The 21,369-nt window shown below is 58.9% G+C and carries 15 protein-coding genes; 6 read left to right on the forward strand and 9 right to left on the reverse strand.

The window, feature by feature from the left end; genetic code table 11:
• Positions 1–57: 57 nt before the first annotated feature.
• From JIN84_RS17500 to JIN84_RS17515, 4 genes are all read left to right on the forward strand, one after another.
• Complete coding sequence (locus tag JIN84_RS17500; protein WP_200352361.1) at positions 58–4,683, forward strand: LamG-like jellyroll fold domain-containing protein; 4,626 nt, start codon at positions 58–60, stop codon at positions 4,681–4,683.
• A 116-nt stretch (positions 4,684–4,799) separates the two neighbouring features.
• Complete coding sequence (gene murI, locus JIN84_RS17505) at positions 4,800–5,603, forward strand: glutamate racemase (RefSeq protein ID WP_325099614.1); 804 nt, start codon at positions 4,800–4,802, stop codon at positions 5,601–5,603.
• Between the two features lie 179 nt (positions 5,604–5,782).
• Positions 5,783–7,417, forward strand: a complete 1,635-nt coding sequence (locus JIN84_RS17510; protein ID WP_200352363.1) for an AarF/UbiB family protein — start codon at positions 5,783–5,785, stop codon at positions 7,415–7,417.
• A gap of 45 nt (positions 7,418–7,462) precedes the next feature.
• Positions 7,463–8,269 carry a hypothetical protein gene (locus JIN84_RS17515; protein WP_200352364.1) on the forward strand — a complete coding sequence of 269 codons (807 nt, stop codon included), beginning with the start codon at positions 7,463–7,465 and terminating at the stop codon, positions 8,267–8,269.
• A gap of 30 nt (positions 8,270–8,299) precedes the next feature.
• On the opposite strand, the gene JIN84_RS17520 is transcribed toward JIN84_RS17515, so the two are convergent.
• Genes JIN84_RS17520 through JIN84_RS17540 form a run of 5 tightly spaced genes read right to left on the reverse strand, consistent with a single transcriptional unit; the run spans position 8,300 to position 15,942 of the window.
• Positions 8,300–10,204 carry a hypothetical protein gene (locus tag JIN84_RS17520; protein WP_200352365.1) on the reverse strand — a complete coding sequence of 635 codons (1,905 nt, stop codon included), beginning with the start codon at positions 10,202–10,204 and terminating at the stop codon, positions 8,300–8,302.
• Between the two features lie 18 nt (positions 10,205–10,222).
• On the reverse strand, positions 10,223–11,698 hold the full coding sequence (locus tag JIN84_RS17525; RefSeq protein ID WP_200352366.1) for an alpha-amylase: 1,476 nt from the start codon (positions 11,696–11,698) through the stop codon (positions 10,223–10,225).
• 28 nt (positions 11,699–11,726) lie between these two features.
• On the reverse strand, positions 11,727–13,013 hold the full coding sequence (locus tag JIN84_RS17530) for a zinc-dependent alcohol dehydrogenase (RefSeq protein WP_200352367.1): 1,287 nt from the start codon (positions 13,011–13,013) through the stop codon (positions 11,727–11,729).
• A gap of 28 nt (positions 13,014–13,041) precedes the next feature.
• Complete coding sequence (locus JIN84_RS17535; RefSeq protein WP_200352368.1) at positions 13,042–13,824, reverse strand: alpha/beta hydrolase; 783 nt, start codon at positions 13,822–13,824, stop codon at positions 13,042–13,044.
• A gap of 24 nt (positions 13,825–13,848) precedes the next feature.
• On the reverse strand, positions 13,849–15,942 hold the full coding sequence (locus JIN84_RS17540; RefSeq protein ID WP_200352369.1) for a catalase: 2,094 nt from the start codon (positions 15,940–15,942) through the stop codon (positions 13,849–13,851).
• Positions 15,943–16,210: 268 nt separating this feature from the next.
• Between JIN84_RS17540 and JIN84_RS17545 the strand changes: the two genes are divergently transcribed.
• Together JIN84_RS17545 and JIN84_RS17550 are read left to right on the forward strand one after the other, a co-directional pair.
• Positions 16,211–16,741 carry an HD domain-containing protein gene (locus JIN84_RS17545; RefSeq protein ID WP_200352370.1) on the forward strand — a complete coding sequence of 177 codons (531 nt, stop codon included), beginning with the start codon at positions 16,211–16,213 and terminating at the stop codon, positions 16,739–16,741.
• Positions 16,742–16,863: 122 nt separating this feature from the next.
• Entirely contained in the window at positions 16,864–17,082 is a 219-nt protein-coding gene (locus JIN84_RS17550; RefSeq protein WP_200352371.1) for a hypothetical protein, read from the forward strand.
• A 27-nt stretch (positions 17,083–17,109) separates the two neighbouring features.
• Here JIN84_RS17550 and JIN84_RS17555 read toward each other — a convergent pair whose 3' ends face one another.
• The 4 genes from JIN84_RS17555 to kaiC are packed head-to-tail and all read right to left on the reverse strand — an operon-like array spanning position 17,110 to position 21,224.
• Positions 17,110–18,786: an ATP-binding protein gene (locus tag JIN84_RS17555; RefSeq protein WP_200352372.1), complete on the reverse strand. Its 1,677-nt coding sequence runs from the start codon at positions 18,784–18,786 to the stop codon at positions 17,110–17,112.
• Positions 18,783–19,178 carry a circadian clock KaiB family protein gene (locus JIN84_RS23120; RefSeq protein WP_200352373.1) on the reverse strand — a complete coding sequence of 132 codons (396 nt, stop codon included), beginning with the start codon at positions 19,176–19,178 and terminating at the stop codon, positions 18,783–18,785. The genes JIN84_RS17555 and JIN84_RS23120 overlap by 4 nt, the downstream gene beginning before the upstream one ends.
• On the reverse strand, positions 19,175–19,525 hold the full coding sequence (locus JIN84_RS17565) for a circadian clock KaiB family protein (protein WP_200352374.1): 351 nt from the start codon (positions 19,523–19,525) through the stop codon (positions 19,175–19,177). The genes JIN84_RS23120 and JIN84_RS17565 overlap by 4 nt, the downstream gene beginning before the upstream one ends.
• The gene (gene kaiC / locus JIN84_RS17570; protein ID WP_200352375.1) at positions 19,512–21,224 is read right to left on the reverse strand and encodes a circadian clock protein KaiC; all 1,713 of its coding nucleotides are present in this window, start codon (positions 21,222–21,224) and stop codon (positions 19,512–19,514) included. The genes JIN84_RS17565 and kaiC overlap by 14 nt, the downstream gene beginning before the upstream one ends.
• Between the last annotated feature and the right edge of the window lie 145 nt (positions 21,225–21,369).

Here is a 21,369-nt window from a genome sequence, read left to right on the forward strand (position 1 = left end):
ATGAGTTTTTGCCGGAGCCCGCACCGGCATCGTCCCCTCAGGAAGCTCCAAACCCACATGATCCGCCATTTTTTCCTGCTTGCTTGTGCCGTGCTGTTCTTCAGCGGCCACGTTCACGGCCATACACTCACGCTGGCCAATGACAGCCAGTCGTTTGCGACGTTGTCCGGCACGACCGTGACCATGACGGGCCGTTCGGAACTTCGCATCACCGGGAACACCGCCCCGATCACAGGCTGCGTCATCCACCTCAATTCACCCGATTCGTGGTTTTTCATGACCACCGTCCGTCCGGCGACGGTGAGTTCCTCCTACCTCAGCCAGGTCCGGGTGAATGGGGCCGCGGCGGTACTGAACACCAACTGCCGCGTGGTCGAATACGGCGACGGCACGGTGGTGATTCCGCACGCCTCCACCTTCGCGCCGTTGCAGGTTTTTTCGGGCAGCTATTTCACCGGATCCTCGATGCAGCTGACGAATTACACCGCCTACAACGACTCCAGCCTTGGAGTCCTGGCCAACAACGTCAGTTCGTTCAAATTGAAACGAGGCTACACCGCCACCCTCGCGCAGAACGCGAGCGGCACCGGCATGAGCCGGAACTACGTGGCTCAGGATGGAGACATCGAGGTCGCGGTGATGCCCTCCGGGATGAACGACTCCGTGAGCTTCATCCGCATCTTCCCATGGAGATGGGTGACGAAAAAAGGCTCGTGCGACGTCGATCCCACCGCGCTCAACGCCACATGGCATTACAACTGGAACATCGATAAGAATTCCGCGTTGAATTGGGAATACGTCGCCATCAAACAACAACCTCACTGGCCCAGCCTCGCGCAGGATTGGAAAGCGCGGGGGGTGAACCATGTGCTCGGCCTGAACGAACCGAACAACCCGGTCGAGGATTCCTACAAAAACCTCACCCCGGTCGGTTCCGTGGACGACGCCGTCGCCCGCATGCCGGATCTGCTCGGCACCGGCCTGCGTGTCGGCGCGCCGGCCGTCACGGACGGCGGCTATTCGTGGATCGTGGATTTTGTGAACAAGGCGAACACCGCCGGGCATCGCATCGATTTCGTCCCGGTGCATTACTACCGTTCCTCATCCGGGAACAATCCGACCACGGCGGCCAACAGCATGTATGCCTTCCTGAAGAGCATCCATGATGCCACGGGCAAGCCCATCTGGGTCACCGAATTCAACAACGGCGCGAACTGGACCGACAACGCGCACGATCCCAACACCGACCAGAACAAGAACGTCATCGAGGCGATGATGAACATGATGGACTCCACGCCGTGGATCGAGCGCTACGCCGTTTATAGTAATGTCGAGTGGTTCCGCAAGACGAACTACGACGACGGCTCCCTCACGCCCATGGGGGTGATGTATCGCGACCGGGCTGCACCGATCGCCTATTTGCAGGAAATCCCGGTCGTCTCCACCTCATCCGGCGCGTTCCACTCATTCGAAAACAACGCGCAGGACGGTTCCGCCTACGGAAACTCCGCCATCCTCAAGGGACAGGCTAACTTTGATGCCGGCCACACGGGCCAGGCCCTGGAACTCAGCGGCGCCGCCGCAAACAACGATCATGTCCTGCTTTCCGACCGCTTGGGAGACAGCACGGACTTCAGCTTCGGCGCATGGGTTTATCCGACGTCGGGCAGCCAGTGGCAGCGGATTTTCGATCTCGGCAGCGGCACGGAGACCTACATGTTCCTTTCTCCGATTTCCGGGTCCGGGAATCTCCGCTTCGCCATGCGGTCGAATGGCGGCAGCGAGCAACAGCTCAACCATACCGTGCCGCTGCCGCTGAACACGTGGACCCACGTCGCGGTCACCATCAGCGGGAACACCGGCAAACTCTTCGTGAACGGCGCGCTCGTGAACACGAACACCGCCATGACCATCAATCCCGTCGATCTCGGCACCAATGCGAACTACCTCGGGAAAAGCCAGTTCGCCGCGGATCCGCTTTTCGCCGGGAAACTCGACGATGTCGCGTTTTACCCCCACGCCCTCACCGACGCACAGGTCGCGGCGATGCCGGCGAACACACCACCCGAGTTCACGAATCCCACCATCAATGGCGGTGCCGCCACCCAGTCGGTGGCATACACCGGCAACATCGCGGGTTCCGCCACGGATGCCGACGCGGGGGAAGCCTTGGTTTACACCAAGATCTCCGGCCCTGCCTGGCTCAATGTCGCCACCAATGGAGCGCTTTCCGGGACGCCGACCATGAATGACGCGGGTGCCGAGGAATTCGTGCTGCATGTCACGGACCGTGCGGGGGCGAACGACGTGGCCGTGCTCACCATCACGCTGCCCGTCATCATCGGGAACGGAACCTGGGCCACGGACGCGGACGGGACATGGAGCGACGCCACCAAATGGACCGGCGCCTTCCCTGCGAACGGAGAGACCTACAGTGCCAATTTCAGCACTCTGAACATCACCGCCGACCGGACCGTCATGCTTGATACCTCGCGGAGCATCGGCAGCCTTGTTTTCGGCGATACCTCGGGCGCGCAGAATTGGACGCTGCTCTCGTCCGAAGGCAAGGATCTCAGGCTCGCCACGACGCCGGTCATCACCGTTGTCCAAAACACCGCCACCATCTCCGCGTCGCTCGCCGGCACCGCGGGCTTTACCAAGACCGGGACCGGCACGCTTGTTTTGAATGGAGACAATTCGCTGGCTGGCACTCTGAACATCGACACCAGCAGCACGACCGTGAACGAAGGCGTCGTCCGCCTCGCGAATCCGAACGCAGCCTCCAGCCTCACCGGCATCCAGATCCGCAACAACAACTCCGGAGCATCCACCCTTGAACTCGACGGCACGTCGGGTGACGTCACCACTCTTCCCGCCGCCGCCTTGTCACTGAGCGGACGCGGAAACATCATTCCCGCCATCAGGAATCTCGCGGGAGACAATACCCTCGGCGGCACCATCACTCTTCAATCCGGAGGAGGCACCTATACCTTCCAGTCGGATGCGGGTGTGCTCAATCTGGCGGCGATCACCTCGAACGCGCCAGCCTCCGCCCGCGCGCTCACTTTCCAAGGGGCGGGAAATTTTTCTATCGGTGGTCTCATCTCCAATGGCACGACCACCGCAGGTATCGCCGTGGTGAAAACCGGTACCGGCGGTCTCCATCTCGGCGGGACCAATACCTTCACCGGGGATCTCACCATCGGCGGCGGCATCGTCACCGCCGGGACAGGGCAGGGGAGCACACCCGCCGCGAGCAACCTCGGTGCCTTGCAACCTGCTGCGAACCGCAACATCACCGTGAACGCCGGAGCCACGCTGTCACTCATCGGAGGAAATGTGCTGGGCACAGGAGGCAGCACGAACACCCTCGCCAACAATACCCTCGTCCTGAATGCGGGCGGTCTTTTCCTCACCGGGCTGGATGGTCCTGACACCGGTTGGTGGAACAAGATCGGCTCGGTCAATTTGAACGGGGGCACGATGCGGATCGGAAGCGGAGCGAATCCCACGAATTTCCAAGGCCTGGCACTCGTCGGCACCGTCACCGCCGGTGGCTCCACACCATCGCTGATTGAAAACCTCCCCTCGTCCAACGCCACGGCGAACGGCATCCACCTCGGACAGAACGCCACCGCCGGACAATCCATCACCTTCAACGTAGCCGACGTCACGGCCGGTCCGGCAGCCGATCTCACGATTTCCGCCAAACTGCTCAACACCTCCGCAAATCTCGTGGCCAGCGGGCTGGTGAAATCCGGCGCGGGAACCCTGCTGCTCGCGGGGGAGAATGCTTATACAGGTCCCACCACCGTCAGCGCTGGCGCGTTGTATGTGGGTGGGGGTACGACCACCAGCTCCACGACCGTTGCCAGCTCCGCCACCCTGGGGGGCTCCGGCACCGTCGGGGGTGTGACTCTCCAGTCAGGGGCGAATCTCGCTCCCGGCGTGAACGGGATCGGGACCCTCGCCGCCAATGGCAACGTCGTCCTCCAATCCGGCTCGGCCACCCGGATGGAGCTGAACAAGATCACGGCAACCGCCGACAAACTCACCGTGAACGGAACGCTCACATTGGGAGGGGGCCTTCATGTCACGAATCTCGGCGGGACACTCGCGGGTGGGGACAGTTTCACGCTTTTCCAGGCCAACACCATCGCGGGAAGTTTTTCATCCGTCAGTCTGCCCGCTCTGGCCACCGGTCTGACCTGGAACACCAGCGCGTTGACGAGCGGTGTCATCCGGATCGACTCCGACTATTCGTATTGGTCCGCCTCCCACCCGTTCGGCCCCGGAGAGAACGGTCCTGCATCCGACCCGGACGCGGACGGCATGGTCAATTCCATCGAATGGTTGCTGGGTGCGGACCCGCTTGGTCCGGATTCTTCCCTTTTGCCGAAATCCGGTATCCGGACGCTCACCACCGCCGAGTATCCTGCCGCCGCAGCCGGGAAAACCTACCTCACGCTGACCGCCCGTGTCCGGAAAAGTCTTCCCGGCCACATGCTCATCCCACAGGCCAACACGGACCTCGAACAACTGGATACTCCGGCTTCAAGCGGAAACGTCGCCTCTTTTCTTGTCCGGGATCTGGGGGAGTTCGAAGAGCGTACGTGGATTTTCACGCAGGACGTGACCGGGGGACGTGGCTTCATGAGGTTGAAACTGGTAGGGCAGGATTGAATCCATGCGACTCTCCGGTTTCCCCATCGACCGCTGTCCCGGGAATGGGGAGAATGCTTCCCACAACCTTCCTGTTTGCACTTGGCGCGGGCATCGGCTCTGTCACAATCGCGCCAGTGAATTCGGCACCTCTTGGATTTTTTGACTCCGGCGTCGGCGGCCTGACCGTCGTGCGGGCGGCGCAGGAGCTTTTGCCTGCGGAAGACATTCTCTATCTGGGGGATACCGCACGACTGCCCTATGGGTCCAAAAGCCCGGAAACCATCCGACAGTTCGCCGATGAGGACGTCCGTTTCCTGATCTCCAAGGGCGTGAAGGCCATCGTCGTCGCTTGCAATACCGCCACCGCGCATGCCTTGCCACAGCTCCGGGAGCAGTATCGTGTTCCCATTCTCGGTGTGATCGAGCCGGGGGTGGATGCGGCCGTGTCCTGTCCGAATGTCGAGCGTGTCGGCATCATCGCCACCCGCGGCACCATCGGTTCGCACGCTTATCAACACGCCCTCGCGCTGCGGAAGACGGGGCTCATCATTCACGGACAGGCCACACCGCTTCTCGTTCCGCTGATCGAGGAAAACTGGATCGACCATCCCGCGACGCGGCAGATATTGAAAAGCTATCTGTACCCGTTGGTGGAAAAAGGGATCGATACCCTGATGCTCGCCTGCACGCATTACCCATTGTTGATTCCCGTTCTGAAGGATCTGCTGCCGGCGGAAATCCGGCTGGTGGATTCCGCTACGACCTGTGCCGAGCACCTGAAGACCGAGCTCACCCGCCTTGACCTGCTCAATCCCGAAGCTCGTGACGGCACCTTGGAAATCCACCTAACGGACCTTTCCGACGAGTTTGAATCTTTGGCGAAACAGTTCCTCAAGAAATCGCCCGGGCGCATACGGCGCGCGGTTTTAGGTAGCTAGGATTTTCTTGTTCAGCCGGACTGTGGTGACCGGTTTGAGTCTCCACAGGCAATTGCTTTCTGCACGGTGATGGAGGCTATCGTGCATTATGTTTCCAGGTTTGGGAAACCGTATGCATGATTTCATTGGAAAAGCCGCGTTAAGGCGGGTGGCACAACCGTTGCTAAAGTAAGCGACACGTGAAAATCGCTCCTTCCCATCTCAAACGTTATAAGGATGTCGCACTCCTTTTTTACAAGTATGGTCGGTCGGACATCTTTAAGGATGCGGATCTGGGGACACCGGAAATAGAACGGACCAACAAAGGCGGACCCGACGAACTGACCGACGATCTGGAAAAACTCGGACCCACGTTCGTCAAGATCGGCCAGCTTCTTTCCACACGTGCCGATCTCCTTCCCCAGCCATACCTCGACGCGCTCAGCAGGCTGCAGGACAAGGTCGGCCCGTTGCCTTATGAAGAGATCGAGAAAGTCGTCCAGGACCAGTTGGGTGTCAGGATTTCAAAGGCGTTCGAGAGTTTCGAAAAAAAGCCGTTGGGGGCAGCTTCACTGGGTCAGGTCCATCTGGCGACGCTGCGCGGGGGCCGGACGGTCGCCGTAAAGGTGCAGAGACCGGGAATCCGGGCACAAATCGTCGAGGATCTGGCCAGCCTGGCGGATATCGCGGAGTTCATCGACTCCCACACCGATTTTGGCAAGCGCTATGAGACCGCACGCATCGTGGAGCATTTCCGATCCACCCTGATGCGCGAGCTGGACTATCAGAAGGAAGCTCTCCACCTCAGCGAACTCCGCAGGAATCTCAAGGAGTTCCACCGGCTGCGCATTCCCACCGTCGTCGATGACTATTCGACGAGCCAGGTTCTGACAATGGAGTATCTTTCCGGCACCAAGGTCACCTCGCTGGCCGGGACCGTGTTGGTGGATCTGGATGGCGACGTGCTGGCGGAGGAACTTTTCCGCGCCTATCTCCAACAGATCCTGGTGGATGGTTTTTTCCATGCTGATCCCCATCCGGGCAACCTGTTGCTTACGCCGGAGCGGAACATCGCCATCCTTGATCTGGGAATGATCGGCCGCATGAACCAGAGAATGCGGGATCATCTTCTTCATCTGCTCGCCGGAATCGCCGATGGCGACGGCGTCCAGACCGCGGAGGCCGCCATGAAGATCGGCGAACCGCGCGGGGAGACTATCGATCGCAAGCTTTTCATCAATTCCATTGAGGAAATCGTCGGGTCCATCAAGACGAGGAGTATGGACAACCTCCAGGTGGGAGCCATCGTGCTTCTGGTCATGCAGGCGTGCGCGGATGCCGGAATCCGCATTCCATCGGAAATCAGCCTGCTGGGAAAAACCCTGATGAATCTCGACCGCGTGGGCATCGCCTTGTCCCCGAATTTCAACCCCAACGAATCGATCCGCCGCCACCTCTCAGAGTTCGCCAGCAAGCGTCTCAAGGAATCCCTCACCTCCGCGAACATGCTCGGCGCGCTCACCGAGACGAAGGAATTCCTCGGTGAGCTGCCTTTCCGGATGAACCGCATTCTGGAAATGGTCGCCGACAACAAGCTCAGCGTGAAGGTGGACTCCGTGGACGAACACAAGCTTGTCCAGGGCCTGCAGAAGGTCGCCAACCGGATCACCACCGGGCTGATCCTGGCGGCGTTCATCGTGGGATCTTCCATGCTCGCGCGGGTGGAGACCTCGTTCAGGATTTTCGGCTATCCCGGGCTGGCGATGATATTCTTTTTATTCGCCCTCGTCGGCGCCGCGCTGTTGATGGTGCAAATCCTCTGGAAAGACGAGTGACGCGGGTTTCCTTCAGTCGTGACGGAGGCTGGAGAATCTGGGAGCATGACATACATGAAATCGAAATGGCCGGTTATCTGCGTCTTCGCCGCAGCGGGTTCGTTCTTCGCCGGACGACTTACGACCGGTCCCACGGTCAAAGCCTCTCCACTTCCAACCCAGGTGAAATTACACAGGGAGGGCTTCAACTCCGTCATCAGTACCCAAGAGGACAATCCCAATTCCGATTCCCGCCGCCGGGTTTCACGTTCGGACAGGACAGCCGGTGAAAAGGAGCCACGCGTTTCAATCCCTTTGAAAGCCGTCACCGAGATCTTGAAAGAGAGCCAGTTCTCATACAGTGACTTCGAAGTGATCATTCGGAAAATGCCTGATGCCCTGACGATGTTAGGGGTCGGCGATTCTGATAAAAAAGCGGCGCTTGAAGTGATGGAGGCGAGCTATCGGCAGATTCTAGACGAGGAGAAAAAACATGTCCGGGTCACGATGGCCGATGAGACCGGAATTTCGCTGGACCGGACCGGAATGGACGAACCATCCAAACAGGTGATCGCCACCACACAGGAAGGCTTGCGCGGCAGCCTGCCGTCCGATGTCGCGGAAGCCCTGATCGGCAGCATCGATTGGGATCGGTATTATTTCAACACGACCAAAACCACCTCATTCCGGATCACCCGAAACCCCAGTGGTTCTCTGGCCGCCACGACCACCACCGGGACGGGTGCAATGAGCAGCGGTCTCCTTCCAACCGAATATCCGGACGACGGGACTCCCATTTCCGCCGAGGCGGTTTTTGACAAACGCTGGTCGCACCACCTGAAAGGAAAGACCTTGCTGCCGGTTGACAAGTGAGCGGTGGCCTCTGTTGGATCCGGAGTTTCGTCAATCCGCTTTCTTGCCGTCGTCCTCGTCTTGCTGAAACAATCGGAAAGGCAATTTCACTCCCTCGGCGAGAACCGTGCCCATGACCTTGCCGGTTTCCTCAATGGTGTCCACCGCCACGCCCACCACGCCGGAAGCCGTGTTGGAGGCAAGCTTCGCCGGCCCGAGCGGTTTGACACGGATGTCCTCGTAAGGTCCGGCGACCTCCATTTCCAACAAACGGCTCAGCGGGCTGGTGACAACACCCGGCAGCCCGACAAGTTTTCCCCGGGCCCGTCCTGATACCCGGTGTGCGTCAAGGTCCACCGTTCCCACCGCGGTGACCGTGAGGGAACCACCCCGCGCCTCGAAGTCGGTCACTTCTACAGTCTTTCCCCTTACCCGGAACCCGGCGTCGAACGTGCCTTCATCCGCACGTTTGACTCCGGGGATCAACTCCATGAAAATGTCGTAAACCTGATCCAGCAACGGCACCTCTAGTACCGGAGCGTTCTCAAGGCGCATCGTCCCCTTGCCATCGGCAAGCTTGGTTCGGAAATCGATGTCTCCCCTATAGTCGGCGCTCAACACTCCCGGACCGCTCCTCTTCTTGCCGGTGCCGATCATCTGCTTGATCTCCGCAAGCTTGATGCTCTCGATGCCGATTCGCGCGTCGCGCAACCCTCCATCCCGATAGGTGCCGGCGAGGTTGACCCTGCCATTGAAAACTCCGGCAGTTGATTTCCTGACGACCAACCGGTCGCCATCGTGGGTGGCATCGACGGACAAATCGCGTAATTCCAGGTCCTTCCCATCTGCGGTGATGGTGACGTTTTCTTTCGTCCGGACCGCGAGGGAGTCGAATGACCAGCGGGGAGTTCCTGATGAGAAATCGAAGATCAGCCCCCGCAGATCCACCATGGGAAAGGTTTCAAATGACACTCCCCGGGGACGCAGTGGAGCGAGTGCCGGAATGTCCTGTGAAAGAAGAAAGAGGTCCGCTTCGCCCTCAAGGCCTTGAACCGTCAACACGCGGTTGTGGTGGTTGCCGTGATATTCGTCCTTGTGCCCTTTGGAGTCGCCCAGTTCTCCCTTGAATGTGAAAGGGGAGTCGTGCCATCCGGCCTTTGAGACGTTCCCCTGCGTGAAACCATTGGCGGTGGCGAGATCGTATCGGATTTCAGAGACTGTGGAGGACATGGTGGCCCGTGCGTTCGCGGAGGTCCATCGCACGCCTTTCCATTCCAGATCACGCCCGGTGCCGGCCAGGTTCGCAAGCCAATGCCGTTCGCCGTTCCTGAGGTCGACGGTGAAATTTCCCGTAACGTGGAAGGTGCCGGTTTCACGCCTGACATCCAAGGTCGCCAGCGTGGCCCTTACCGGGCGCAGATCGAGAGCGCGGTGGACCGAAGGGCTTGTCCGGAACCGGCTGAAAATGATCTTTCCCGTCAAATCGGTTCTGAGACCTTCCTTGCCGCCCTTGAAACTGAGCACCTTGATCTCACCGTTGCTGGCCCGGATCTCCAGCGAAACCCGTTCCAAGTTCACCGTCCCGGCTGTGTCGCGAAGAACCACGTTCGAATCCTTGACGGACCAACGGGTCTCTCTCGCGCTTCCGGCGAACAACTGACCCAGCGGCAGGTCGAGATTGAGGTTCTCCAACTCGGCGATGGCTGATCCGCCATCGGCCCGTTCGCTCAGTCGCAGCCCGGTGAGGTGGAGACCGCGCCATGGATCCCATGACGAGGTTTTCCACTCCAGCAGCATGCCTCTTTTGGCGGCTCCGGAAGTAAGGGATTTTTCCAAACCGGAGGCGATCAGACTGTTGCCGGCCCACCAGCCGATGATGGCGACGGCGAGACACCCCACGATCCATTTTCCCTTGCGGGAGGATGTGACCCTGCGGGCATGGTCTGTCAGATTCATCGGTACGGAGGGAGCGGGTTACCTTGGAAGCCAGACCGAAACGCTTCCGGCATTGCTGCGGAACTCGGCCCACCCTTCGGAGTCGGTCCGGATGACCTCGTCGATGTTCCCCAGCACGTCATAGAATTCGTGATCGACGAGCGAGGTTTCCATCCGCTTGGTTCCCGCTTCGCCGTTGCTCAGGACCACCGCGAGTCCTCCCGGATGCTCCTCCGTTCCGAGGCGGGTCCATCCGATGGTATTGGGATGATCGAAATAATCATACTGATCTCCATAGGAATGGGTGCCCCGTACGCGCATGAGGTCGTCGATGGTCTTCCGATGGCAGAGGATTTCGATCTGATAGGTATTCCCGTCCCTGCCGACGTCCTCGTAGCTGACCCCGTAGTAATCCGCATAAAAAACGCAGGGGTAGCCTTCGCGGCGGAGGAGGATCAACGCGTAGGCCAGAGGTTTGAACCACTCCTCGACCACGGATTCCAACGCCTGCAATGGCTGGGTGTCGTGATTGGCCACGATGGTCACCGCGAGCTCCGGTTCGTTCTTTACCAACGTGTTTTCGAAAATGGCGGACATGTCGAAGCTGTTTCCAGCCTTGCTCGCTTCGGAAAAATTGCGGTGCAGCGGCGCGTCGAAGAGGGCGACATCTCCGTTGGTCACGGAAATGAAGTGGTGCAGCGCTTCGATTTCATAAGACCAGTATTCACCCACCGCGAAGATCTTCCGCTGCGCGTAGTTCCGGACGTGGTCCAACCACTCGGGGAAGAATCCCGCCTGCACGTGTTTCACCGCGTCGAAACGGACACCGTCCATCCCGACCGTATCCAGGAACCATTCGCCCCAGTGTTTGATCTCATTCTTAACCTCCTCGTTCTTCACATCCACATCGCATCCCATGAGATAGTCGAACGAACCTTTCTCAAGGTCCACCTCCGTGTCGAACTCCTTCCCGTCGAAAAGGAAGATGTCGTTGCTGTCGGGATTGTTCGCGTCGTAGTCGCAACTGGTGAAGTGCCACCAATGCCACTCCATCTCCGAATATTTCTTCTTGCGGCCGGGGAAGGTGTAGTGGGTGTAGGATTTGATGGTCCGCGGTTCTCCGGCCTGTTCGTTGCGGTTTTCATCATTATAAGGAGTGGCCGTGAATTCCTCCTCCTCGTCTCCACCCATGCGGTGGTTCAGCACCACATCCCAGTAGATGTGGATGCCGGCCCGGCGTGCCTCCGCCACGGCGCAGAGAAGCTCGTCCCGCGTGCCGTATTTGGTGCGGACGGATCCTTTCTGGTCGAACTCGCCGAGGTCGTACATGTCATAGACCGAATAGCCCACGTCCATGCCGCCTGCCGCTCCCTTGTAAGCCGGTGGCAGCCATACGGCGGTAAACCCGGCTTCCACCAGAGAAGGAATCTCCTTCTTGAATTCGTTCCACAGCGATCCATCCGGCGCATTGTACCAGTGGAAGAACTGCATCATCACTCCGTTGATATTTTCCATAATCGTTTTTAAAAATTACAAATCCCAATCATGCCAATACCGGAGGCATCCCACCGTCACGCGACAAACCGGCTTGCAGGCCGATGCTCTCGGTCTCGTCCCGCAGTGTGTCGGCCGCCGGAGTCAGGTCGCTGCCATCCATGCCGGGCTTGATGACCACCTTGATGCAGCCATCCGTTTTGTCCCGGAATTTTTCGTATGCGGCAGGGGCGTGTTCGAGGGGAATGCGGTGTGTGACCACAAACGAAGGGTCGATCTCGCCCGCTTCGATCTTGTTGAGGAGCGGTGCCAGATAGCGTTGGACGTGTGTCTGGCCGGATTTGACCGTCAACCCCTTGCCGACAATCGCACCGAAGGGGACCTTGTCCAGAAGTCCGATGTAAACACCAGGGATCGACAGCGTGCCTGCTTTCCTGCACGCCATGATCGCCTGGCGCAAGGCATGGGGGCGGTCCATCGTGAGTCCCACCGCCTGTTTCGCCCTGTCGATCACGGCATCGAGGGAGCCGGCGCCGTGGGCTTCCGCACCCACCGCATCGATGCACCTGTCCGGGCCACGGCCTCCGGTCATCTCCATCAGGCGTTCGTGGATGGGATCGTTATCAAAATTCAGGATCTCCGCCTTGCCGTGAACCCGTGCCATTTCGAGACGTTCGGGCACGCGGTCTATGGCGATCACCCGGCCGGCACCCAACATCCATGAGCACTGGATCGCGAACTGGCCCACAGGGCCGCAGCCCCAGATGGCGACGGTGTCACCGGGCTCGATCCCGGCGTTTTCCGCCGCCATGTAGCCGGTCGGGAAAATATCGGATAGGAAGAGGACCTTCTCGTCGGACAGATCGGACTCGATCTTGATAGGTCCCACATCCGCATGCGGCACGCGGAGATACTCCGCCTGGCCGCCGGGATAACGACCCATCATCCCGGAATAGCCAAACAGTCCGGCAGGAGCCTGGCCCATCGCCGCTTTTGCCAAGTCGGCCCCGGGATTGGTGGTGTCGCAACAGGAGAACAAGGTTTTCTCGCAGAAATAACAACTGCCGCAGGCGATGACAAACGGCACCACGACGCGGTCGCCTTTTTTGAATTTTCGCACGTCCCGCCCGGTTTCCACCACGATGCCCATCGGTTCGTGGCCGATGATGTCACCGGCCTCCATCGTCGGAGTGACGCCGTCGTAGAGATGTAGATCTGAGCCACAGATGCCGGTGGCGGTGATGCGGATGATGATGTCACGGGGATCGAGAATCTCGGGATCGGACACCGTGTCGACGCGGACGTCGCTTTTTCCATGCCAGCAAAGAGCTTTCATTATCGTAATGTGTTATGGGTGAGGTTGATCAGGATCTCGTCGCGGCGAGGTGGGATTCGAGCCAGTTGGCGATGTGCAGCGCGACTTCTTCCCAGCCGTTCTGGCCGCAGATGAAATGGCCGCGGCCGGAGAATCCGAAGTATTCGGAGTGGGATCTCTCATCGGTGTAGGCATGGGCGTTTCGCGCGACCAAGGTGTTCGGGATGATCTCGTCTTCCAACGCTCCCAGAAAGAGCAGTGGAACGTGCGGCTGGTCGACATCCACTTGCCCGTCCTCGCCCATGATGTTGCGCAGGACCTGTCGGCTTTCGTGGACGGCGAAGTCCCGATACGCGGAGTTGCTGTCCTCTTCCGTCATCGTGTTTCCGAAGTTCTGGTGGAAAAGCTCCGGAGTCATCTCGTAAGGCTCATCTCCGGCGAATGGATTCGTGATCGATGCGCTGTTGCGGAGGAATCCCCAGTCTGCGGCAAGCATCCTGTTAGGAGCAACGGAACAGATCCCCACACCCGCACGGATCAATCCTGCCGCGGCGAGCTTCTGCATCAGCAGCCCGCCCATGGAGTGGCCGATTACGACAGGCGGTGTGAGCTGTTTTTCCAACAACGCCGCGTGGTGGCGATAGAGAGTCGCCAGCCCGAGGCTGCCGAGATCGGCAGGGATGTTTTCCCTGAGCAACGCAGGTTCCTGCTCATGCATCGGCCAGGCCGGAGCATGGCATTCGTAGCCGAGGTTCTCAAAATAGCCGACCCATTTCTCCCAACTTTTGGGAGTGAGGAACATGCCGTGGATGAAGATGATTTTCGGTTTCATGAATTGCGTGGTTGGATTGCCGCATCAGCCGATGCTTCTGAGCTTGGGCTCCCGTTCCCAGCGGCGTCCGCCACGGGCCGCAGCGATATAGGTGGTGAGGTCCTTTCGACCGGTGATGGGCACGATTCCTTCATCGGCCACAACAGCCGACGCATCGAGCAGGGGAAGGGCGGCGGGAACATGGCCGATAACCTTCAAATGGCCGAATGCGTCGCGGACCCAATTGACCGCGGCGGCTTCTTCCAGCAGTTCCGCGCAGCCTGATTCGGACAAGAGCAGGATGACAGTGTCGAAAAAGAACGAGGGGCCGCCGGACAAAGCGAAGTCCACTTCCAGGTGCACGCCATCGGATCCGGTGGCTCCGCCGATCTTGGGGGCGATCAGAGCGATGGCCGCCCGCTCTTTTTTCAACGTGGATCTGATACTCGCGAGCAGCGTGGAGTCGAAGCCATCGCTCAAAAGGATGCCGACCTTCCGGCCTTTGAGCGTAGCTGGATCCTTCGCAAGCAGACTGAGTGATTGCGAGGCAGGAAGATCGCGGGGAGTCACCGCAGGGCTCACCTCTTCCGTCTGGCCTTCCATTCCGAGCGCCGCCGCGACGGTGTCATGGAGGGCGGTGTCGATATTTTTCAAATGACCCAGCATCTTGCGGCGGATCGGTTTGATCTCAACGTGTGCCAGTTCGAATGCGAGCGCTGAAGCGATGTGGTTTTGTTCCGGCGGTGTCATCGAGCGGAAGAACATGCGGGCCTGCGAGTAGTGGTCCGCGAAGGTCTCGGCACGCTTGCGGAGTTTGGTGCCGTCGACCGGTTCCGGTGGAGTACGGAAGCCGTGCATCGGGCATTCACGCGGGGCCTGTGGTTCCAAACTGTTCGGTTCGTATGCGACGCGGCCTTTTGGCACGTCCATCTGGCGGAGACCGTCGCGTTGGAAATTCCTCATCGGGCAGCGCGGCGCGTTGATGGGTATCTGATGGAAGTTGGGTCCGCCGAGGCGGCTGAGCTGGGTATCAAGATAGGAGAAGAGGCGCCCTTGTAACAGGGGATCGTCTGAAAAACCGATGCCAGGGACGATGTGGCTGGGACAGAAGGCCACCTGTTCGGTCTCAGCGAAATGATTGTCGGGATTCCGGTTGAGGACCATTTTTCCGACCATGCGCAATGGCACTATTTCCTCTGGAATGAGTTTGGTCGGATCCAGCACGTCGAAGTCCAGCGAAGCCGCGGTCTTCTCATCAAAGATCTGCAAACCGAGCTCCCATTCCGGGAAATCCCCGCGATCAATGGCTTCCCACAGATCGCGCCGGTGGAAGTCCGGATCCGCCCCGCTGATTTTCACCGCCTCGTCCCAGACAACGGCCGAGGCTCCGATGGTCGGACGCCAGTGGAATTTCACGAAACGTGACTCGCCCTGTTCGTTGATCAGCCGGAAAGTGTGGACCCCGAAGCCTTCGATCATTCTCAGCGAACGCGGGATCGCCCGGTCCGACATGGCCCACATGACCATGTGCATGCTCTCCGGCGTGAGGGAGATAAAGTCCCAGAAAGTGGCATGTGCGGATGCCGCTTGGGGAAATCCGCGATCCGGTTCCATTTTCACGGCGTGGATCACATCCGGAAATTTCATCGCATCTTGGATGAAGAAGACCGGGATGTTGTTTCCCACGAGGTCGAAATTTCCCTCCTCGGTGTAGAACTTCACCGCGAACCCGCGCACATCCCGTGGGAGATCCACCGATCCTGCTCCGCCTGCGACAGTGGAGAACCGCGCGAAAACCTCGGTGCGTTTCTTTGGATCCTGAAGGAACTTGGCCTTGGTCACATCCGCTTGGGACTCGTAAGGTTGGAAGTAGCCGTGTGCCCCGGAGCCGCGGGCATGGACGATACGTTCCGGGATGCGCTCGTGGTCGAAATGTGTGATCTTCTCCCGCAGGATGAAGTCTTCCAACAGAACGGGGCCGCGTTCGCCAACCTTGAGCGAGTTCTGGTTGTCGGAGATCGGAAGACCTTGATTGGTGGTGAGCACCACCTGGCTTTCGGAAGCCGTCTGATGGGTTTCCGCAGGAAGTTTCGCCTGCTCGGGAGTGGTAGGACGTGGGGTTTTTTTATGAGTGGCCATGGATTCTGAGGACGGTCGCGGCGTCCTCGCAGGCGGCATACCATGAGTGGCGGGGGAAGCGGGATGAACTCAGAACGCTTGTAAACAAGCCCGGAAGGAGTAACATGACGGGAAACCTCTCCTAAGGAGTGATCGGATCCAGCTGTATTTTGCACTGCTGTTCCTGTTCCATCGTGCAGACCCGCATGACGTGTGGAATCCGCAGCTTGAGATTTGACGTGATTGGACGGTCCTCCGGATGGTATGATAACTGCGAATGGCTTCAGCGATGAGCTTTGATTCCGTCAACACCCTCCAGACCGCGGCCGCCCTCGCGGCGAAAGCACATGCCGGACAGACAATCCGGAACACTGACATTCCCTACATCGCGCATGCCATGGGCGTTTCAATGGCGGTGACCTGCCTCTTCGGTTGCACCGATCCCGAGGTGGCGGCCGCCGCGCTGCTCCACGACACTTTGGAAAAAACCCGTCTGACAGGTGCCGAGATCAGGGAGACCCTTGGACCGCGGGTGCTCCATCTGGTGGTCGCGATGACCAAGGATGATGGATATGCGAAAGCCGAATATTGGGAACGGTTGTATGATGAGGTGTGGGAGGCCCGCCTGATCAAGATGGCGGACGCCCTCGATCATCTCGATTGTCCGGCCGACGAACTGCCGAGGAGGATCAAAAGCGGTAGACGGGCTCTGGAGCTGGCCTATTCGGAAGAAATACCGATCCAGACCGCCCGCCGCGTGCTGGGAGAAGCCCTTGCTTCCGCCGTGGAACGCGCCACAGGTAGACCGACCCTCCAATGATGACCGATCCGGAAATTGCCGTTCCCGCACCTTTGCCGGAAACCCGGCCGATCCCGCTACCCGTGGGATCGGTCAGACGTTTTTTCAGGGATGTCGAATCAGCGGGAAATCTCGAAGATGGAATGGAATTCCATGCGGCAGGGGTGGTGATCGATTTTCCCGAGGAAACGGACCGGAAGCTTTCCGTGCTCTATCTGAATCCGTTCACCGCAAAGGTGGAACTCAGGCAGCGCGACCTTTCATCCGTCATCCTCTACGAATTCCCCGAAGATGACGGTGTCTATTGGCGCCTGTGGGAACAAACCCGGAACAAATTGGAGAGCCTGCTTTCCGAGCAATGACGTCCGGTCCGTGGGGATGACGGATGGTCAGGATCCTGAGAGAAGCGCTTTCAACACCGTGGCTTCAAGAGACCGGGAATCCACGGGTTTCACCAAGTGATAATTGAAGCCCGCTTCCAAGGCCTTTTCGATGTCCTCATTTTGTCCGTAACCACTCACTGCGATGCTCGGGATCTTGGACCGGGTCCGGAACTCGCGCATGAACTCGTATCCGGTTCCATCGGGCAGGCCGATGTCGCTGATAACAAGATCAAAGTTCCTGTCTTCGGAGGAACTCAGGGCGGTGCGCAGATCCTTCGCCCCTTCAACCGCGTAGCCGAGGGAATTCAGCAGTATGGTCATGGTGAGGCGGGAATCCGAGTTGTCCTCCACCAGGAGGATCGTGCCCTTGTTCGGAGAACCCTCGGGCGACCGCTTTTCACCTTTCGCCGGAAGAGGTTGGAAGGAAAGTTCGAAACGGCTTCCACGATCCTGCCCTTCGCTGAAGGCCTCGATGCGTCCGTCATGGAGTTCCACAATGGATTTGCTGATGACGAGGCCGAGTCCCAATCCTCCGAACCTGCGCGTGATCTCCTCGCTCCCTTGTTCGAAGGGGCTGAACAAGCGTGGCAGGATGTCTTCGGGAATCCCCACCCCTTCATCCCTGACAGCCACCCTGAGCGTGCCGTCCGCGGTGTTTTCGGATGTGATGAAGACTTGTTTCGCCCTCCCGCTGAACTTGCTCGCGTTGCGGATGAGGTTCCACAGCACTTGTTGGATCCTCACCGGGTCTCCCACAATCTGGCTTCTGGCGGCCACCAGTTCGAGGGAAAGGTGCTGTCCATGGTCATCCAGTTCCGCTTGGCATACCGCGGCGGCGTCCCGGATGATCTTGTGGACATCAATGATCTCCTTGCGAAGCTGGATCTTGCCCTGGGTGATCCGGGTGAGATCGAGCAGGTCGTCGATCAGCCGGGTTTCCACCTCGACATTGCGCCGGATCATCACCGCGAGTTCACGGGACTGGTCGGTCAGCGCCGGATCACGTTCCAGCAGGGATGCCGCCATGAGAGCGGGAGTCAGCGGGGTGCGAAGCTCATGGCTCAACACCGCAAGGAACGAATCCTTCGAGTGGTTCGCCGCTTCCGCGACGTCGCGCGCGAGCGTCAGCGTTTCATTCCGCTTCTGATCCGACAGGTCCGTCACCACCAGGCAGGTGATCTCCTCGCCAACCGTCATCAGGGTGCTGGCGGTGATCAGGACGGGAAGGGGCCGGCCGGATCCCGGAAGGGATGTCTCCACCTTGACCGCCGTAGTACCGGCTTGGGATAGTCCGTGGCGTATGGATTTCCAGACGCTTTCCTCGAAGTGATCCGCAAGAGGGGAGCTGATGACCTTCTCGAGAGGCAAGCCCAGAAACTCCGAAAACTTGCGATTGCAATAGAGAACGAGACCTTCTTCCGAAACGGTGACCGCACCTTCCTGCATCTGCTCCACGAAGATCCGGTAAGGCTCTTCCGCACCGTTCAACGTATAAATATGACTTCCTTCCTCACTGCTCACAACGACCGCATCGACGTCTCCGGACTGGATCGCCTCCAGGGTTTCCTGGGCCTCCCGCAGTTTCTGCTTGAGTGCAAGCAATTCGGAACTGCTGACCCAGTGATGGTTCGGCTGGCCTTGCTCGTTTGAAGCCGACGGCACGATAGCGGTGTTGTCACTCATACTTCAAGCCAGTTGATGTTGTTTTCCGCAGGGCTTTTCAGATTCAAACCGATGAGCACCCGCTCGCTGTCGTCCAGATTGCCGACCAACCTTTGGGCGGGAAACGGCTCTTTTTTCAAAAGGGTCGGAGCTGCCAGAATCTGATCGGCGGCCAAACGACCGGGGGATTGATAGATGTCCACCACCTCTAGTTCGTATCGACCGGCGAGGTGTTTCTCGCACAAGGCCCGGACCACTGAAATCGCCTGGGCTGATTTGGGCGTGCTACCGGTGACGAACAGGACCAGGACATAGTGATCCTGCGCGGGAGCTCCACTGAGCAAACGCTCGAATTCCAGGCGTGTTTCATCGCTGGGGGACAGCGAATCGCCGGATGGGGGGAAATCAGTCACGTGAGTGTGTTGGGGAAGGAAACGGCAGGCCCGAGGTCCAAGTCGTGCAGCAGTTTGTCGATGTTGGAAAGGCTGCCGATGATGCGTTTGGCGGGAGAGGGGGTCTCTCTCACCAACGTCGGAATGGCCACGATCTTGTGAAGCTTTGCCATCGCAGGTTCCTTGGCAAGATCGACAAGCCGGAGGTTGTGCCGCCCGGCGAGGTGGCTGTCGCAGACCTTCCGGAGATTGCTGTATGCCATCAGGGATTTCGGACTCTGACCCGCCACGAAGAGGATGAGCTGCCAGGAATCGTCCCGATCTACCTCCGCGGGGTCTACGTTGTGATGGAATTCAGCGGGATTCATTGGTACGCAGGCGTTTTTGGTTCATCTGACGTTCGTTGGCGGAGGCCAGCTCTTCCCTGATGGATCGGTTTGTCGAAATTTTGGAAAGCTCTTCCTCCGCCGCAAGATGTTCTGCCCGAAGCACCTCGATCTGCGCATCCAGCGCCCGCCGTTTCTGTTCGAGCTTGAGGGCCGCCATCTTCTCTTCATCGGTCATGCGTGCGGCGGCGGCTGTTTCCCGTTGTTCCTGTGCCAATCTCGCCGATCCGGTCAGCACGCCTTCCGACCCCAGATAGGCGGGAATCAGGTCCACTCCTTTTCGGGTGATGATGAATTCGCGAAGCTGGTTCGAGTGAGGCATGCCTCTGGACTTCAACACATAGATCACACGGTTGCGTTCACCATAGGTTTCCACATCGCGAAGAAGCAGCCATGTGTCCACCATGGAACTGAGCGCTTCCCCGCTGGTTTCCGTGAGATTGCCGCTGCGGGTGAGGTTGATGAGGAAGGTGGTGATTCGTTTCGACCGGAGGATGTCGATGAGACGCAGCAGCATCTGCGAACTTTCATCTCCGCTCGCGGCAGTGTGGAGATTCGAGATCGGGTCGACGATGACCACATTCGGTTTGAAAGTGTCGATCTTCTTGTGCATCTGGACCAGATGCATCTCCAGTCCGAAGGCGGCCGGTCTTGAAGAACAGATCTCCAGCGATCCGTCTTCCAGGCTGGGCTGGAGATCGATGCCGATCGTACGCATGTTCCTGAGGATCTGCTTGGGGCTCTCCTCGAAGGAAAAATAGAGACAGCGTTGGCCGGTTCCACAGGTTTTGTTGGCCAGATGTGCCGCCAGTGTCGATTTGCCGGTTCCAGCAGTACCGGTCAGAAGGATGCAGCTGCCTTCATAATAGCCGCCGTCCAACATCTCGTCCAGAGCCGGCACCCCGCTGGAAAGGCGCTTGTCAGAAACATCGTAATCCATTCCGGCACTGGTGATGGGAAGGACGGACATTCCTTCCGAGTCGATGAGGAAGGGGAATTCGTTCGTGCTGTGGGCGGAGCCACGGTATTTCACCACTCTCAGGCGGCGGGTGGAGATCTGTCCGGTCACCCGGTGGTCCAGCAGAACCACACAGTCGGAAACATACTCCTCAAGTCCCTGCCGGGTGAGAGCTCCATCGCCACGTTCGGCGGTGATGACCGTCGTCATCCCGCGATCCTTCAACCAGTCGAAGAGGCGGCGTAGCTCGGAACGCAGGATGGCCTGGTTCTGGAATCCCGCGAAAAGCGTTTCGATGGTATCGAGAACCACGCGCTTCGCATTCACGGACTCGATCGCGTAAGCGAGACGTACGAAGAGTCCTTCCAGATCGTATTCGCCGTTTTCGTCGATCTGCTGGCGGTCGATGGTAATGTGGTCGAGCGCGACTTTTTCCTGTGCGACAAGCTCCGGAAGACCGAACCCCAACGACTCGACGTTGGTGTAAATGTCGTTCGCGGATTCCTCGAAAGTGAAAAGCACGCCGTTTTCCCCAAACTCCCTCACGCCGCGCACCAGAAATTCCGCACCGAAAAGGGATTTGCCACAACCTGCCGATCCGCAGACGAGCGTTGGTCTTCCGGCGGGCAGTCCTCCCAGAGTGATTTCATCGAACCCGGTAATTCCCGTGGGAGCCTTGATCAAACGGTATTTTTCAGGGTTTTCAGAAGGTGTCGTGGACATGGTTGACTGGCTTGCTACTTGATCCAGAGTTATTGAGATGTCAAAGGGATTCAAGAGAAACCCCTCCGGAAGAAGCAAGCTATCGGATTAATACACGGAGAAAAGAAATAACCCGCATTTCGGAAATGTCATGACGCCGGTCGCC

Source organism: Luteolibacter yonseiensis, assembly GCF_016595465.1.
In the GTDB taxonomy this organism is placed as follows: Bacteria; Verrucomicrobiota; Verrucomicrobiia; order Verrucomicrobiales; family Akkermansiaceae; genus Luteolibacter; species Luteolibacter yonseiensis.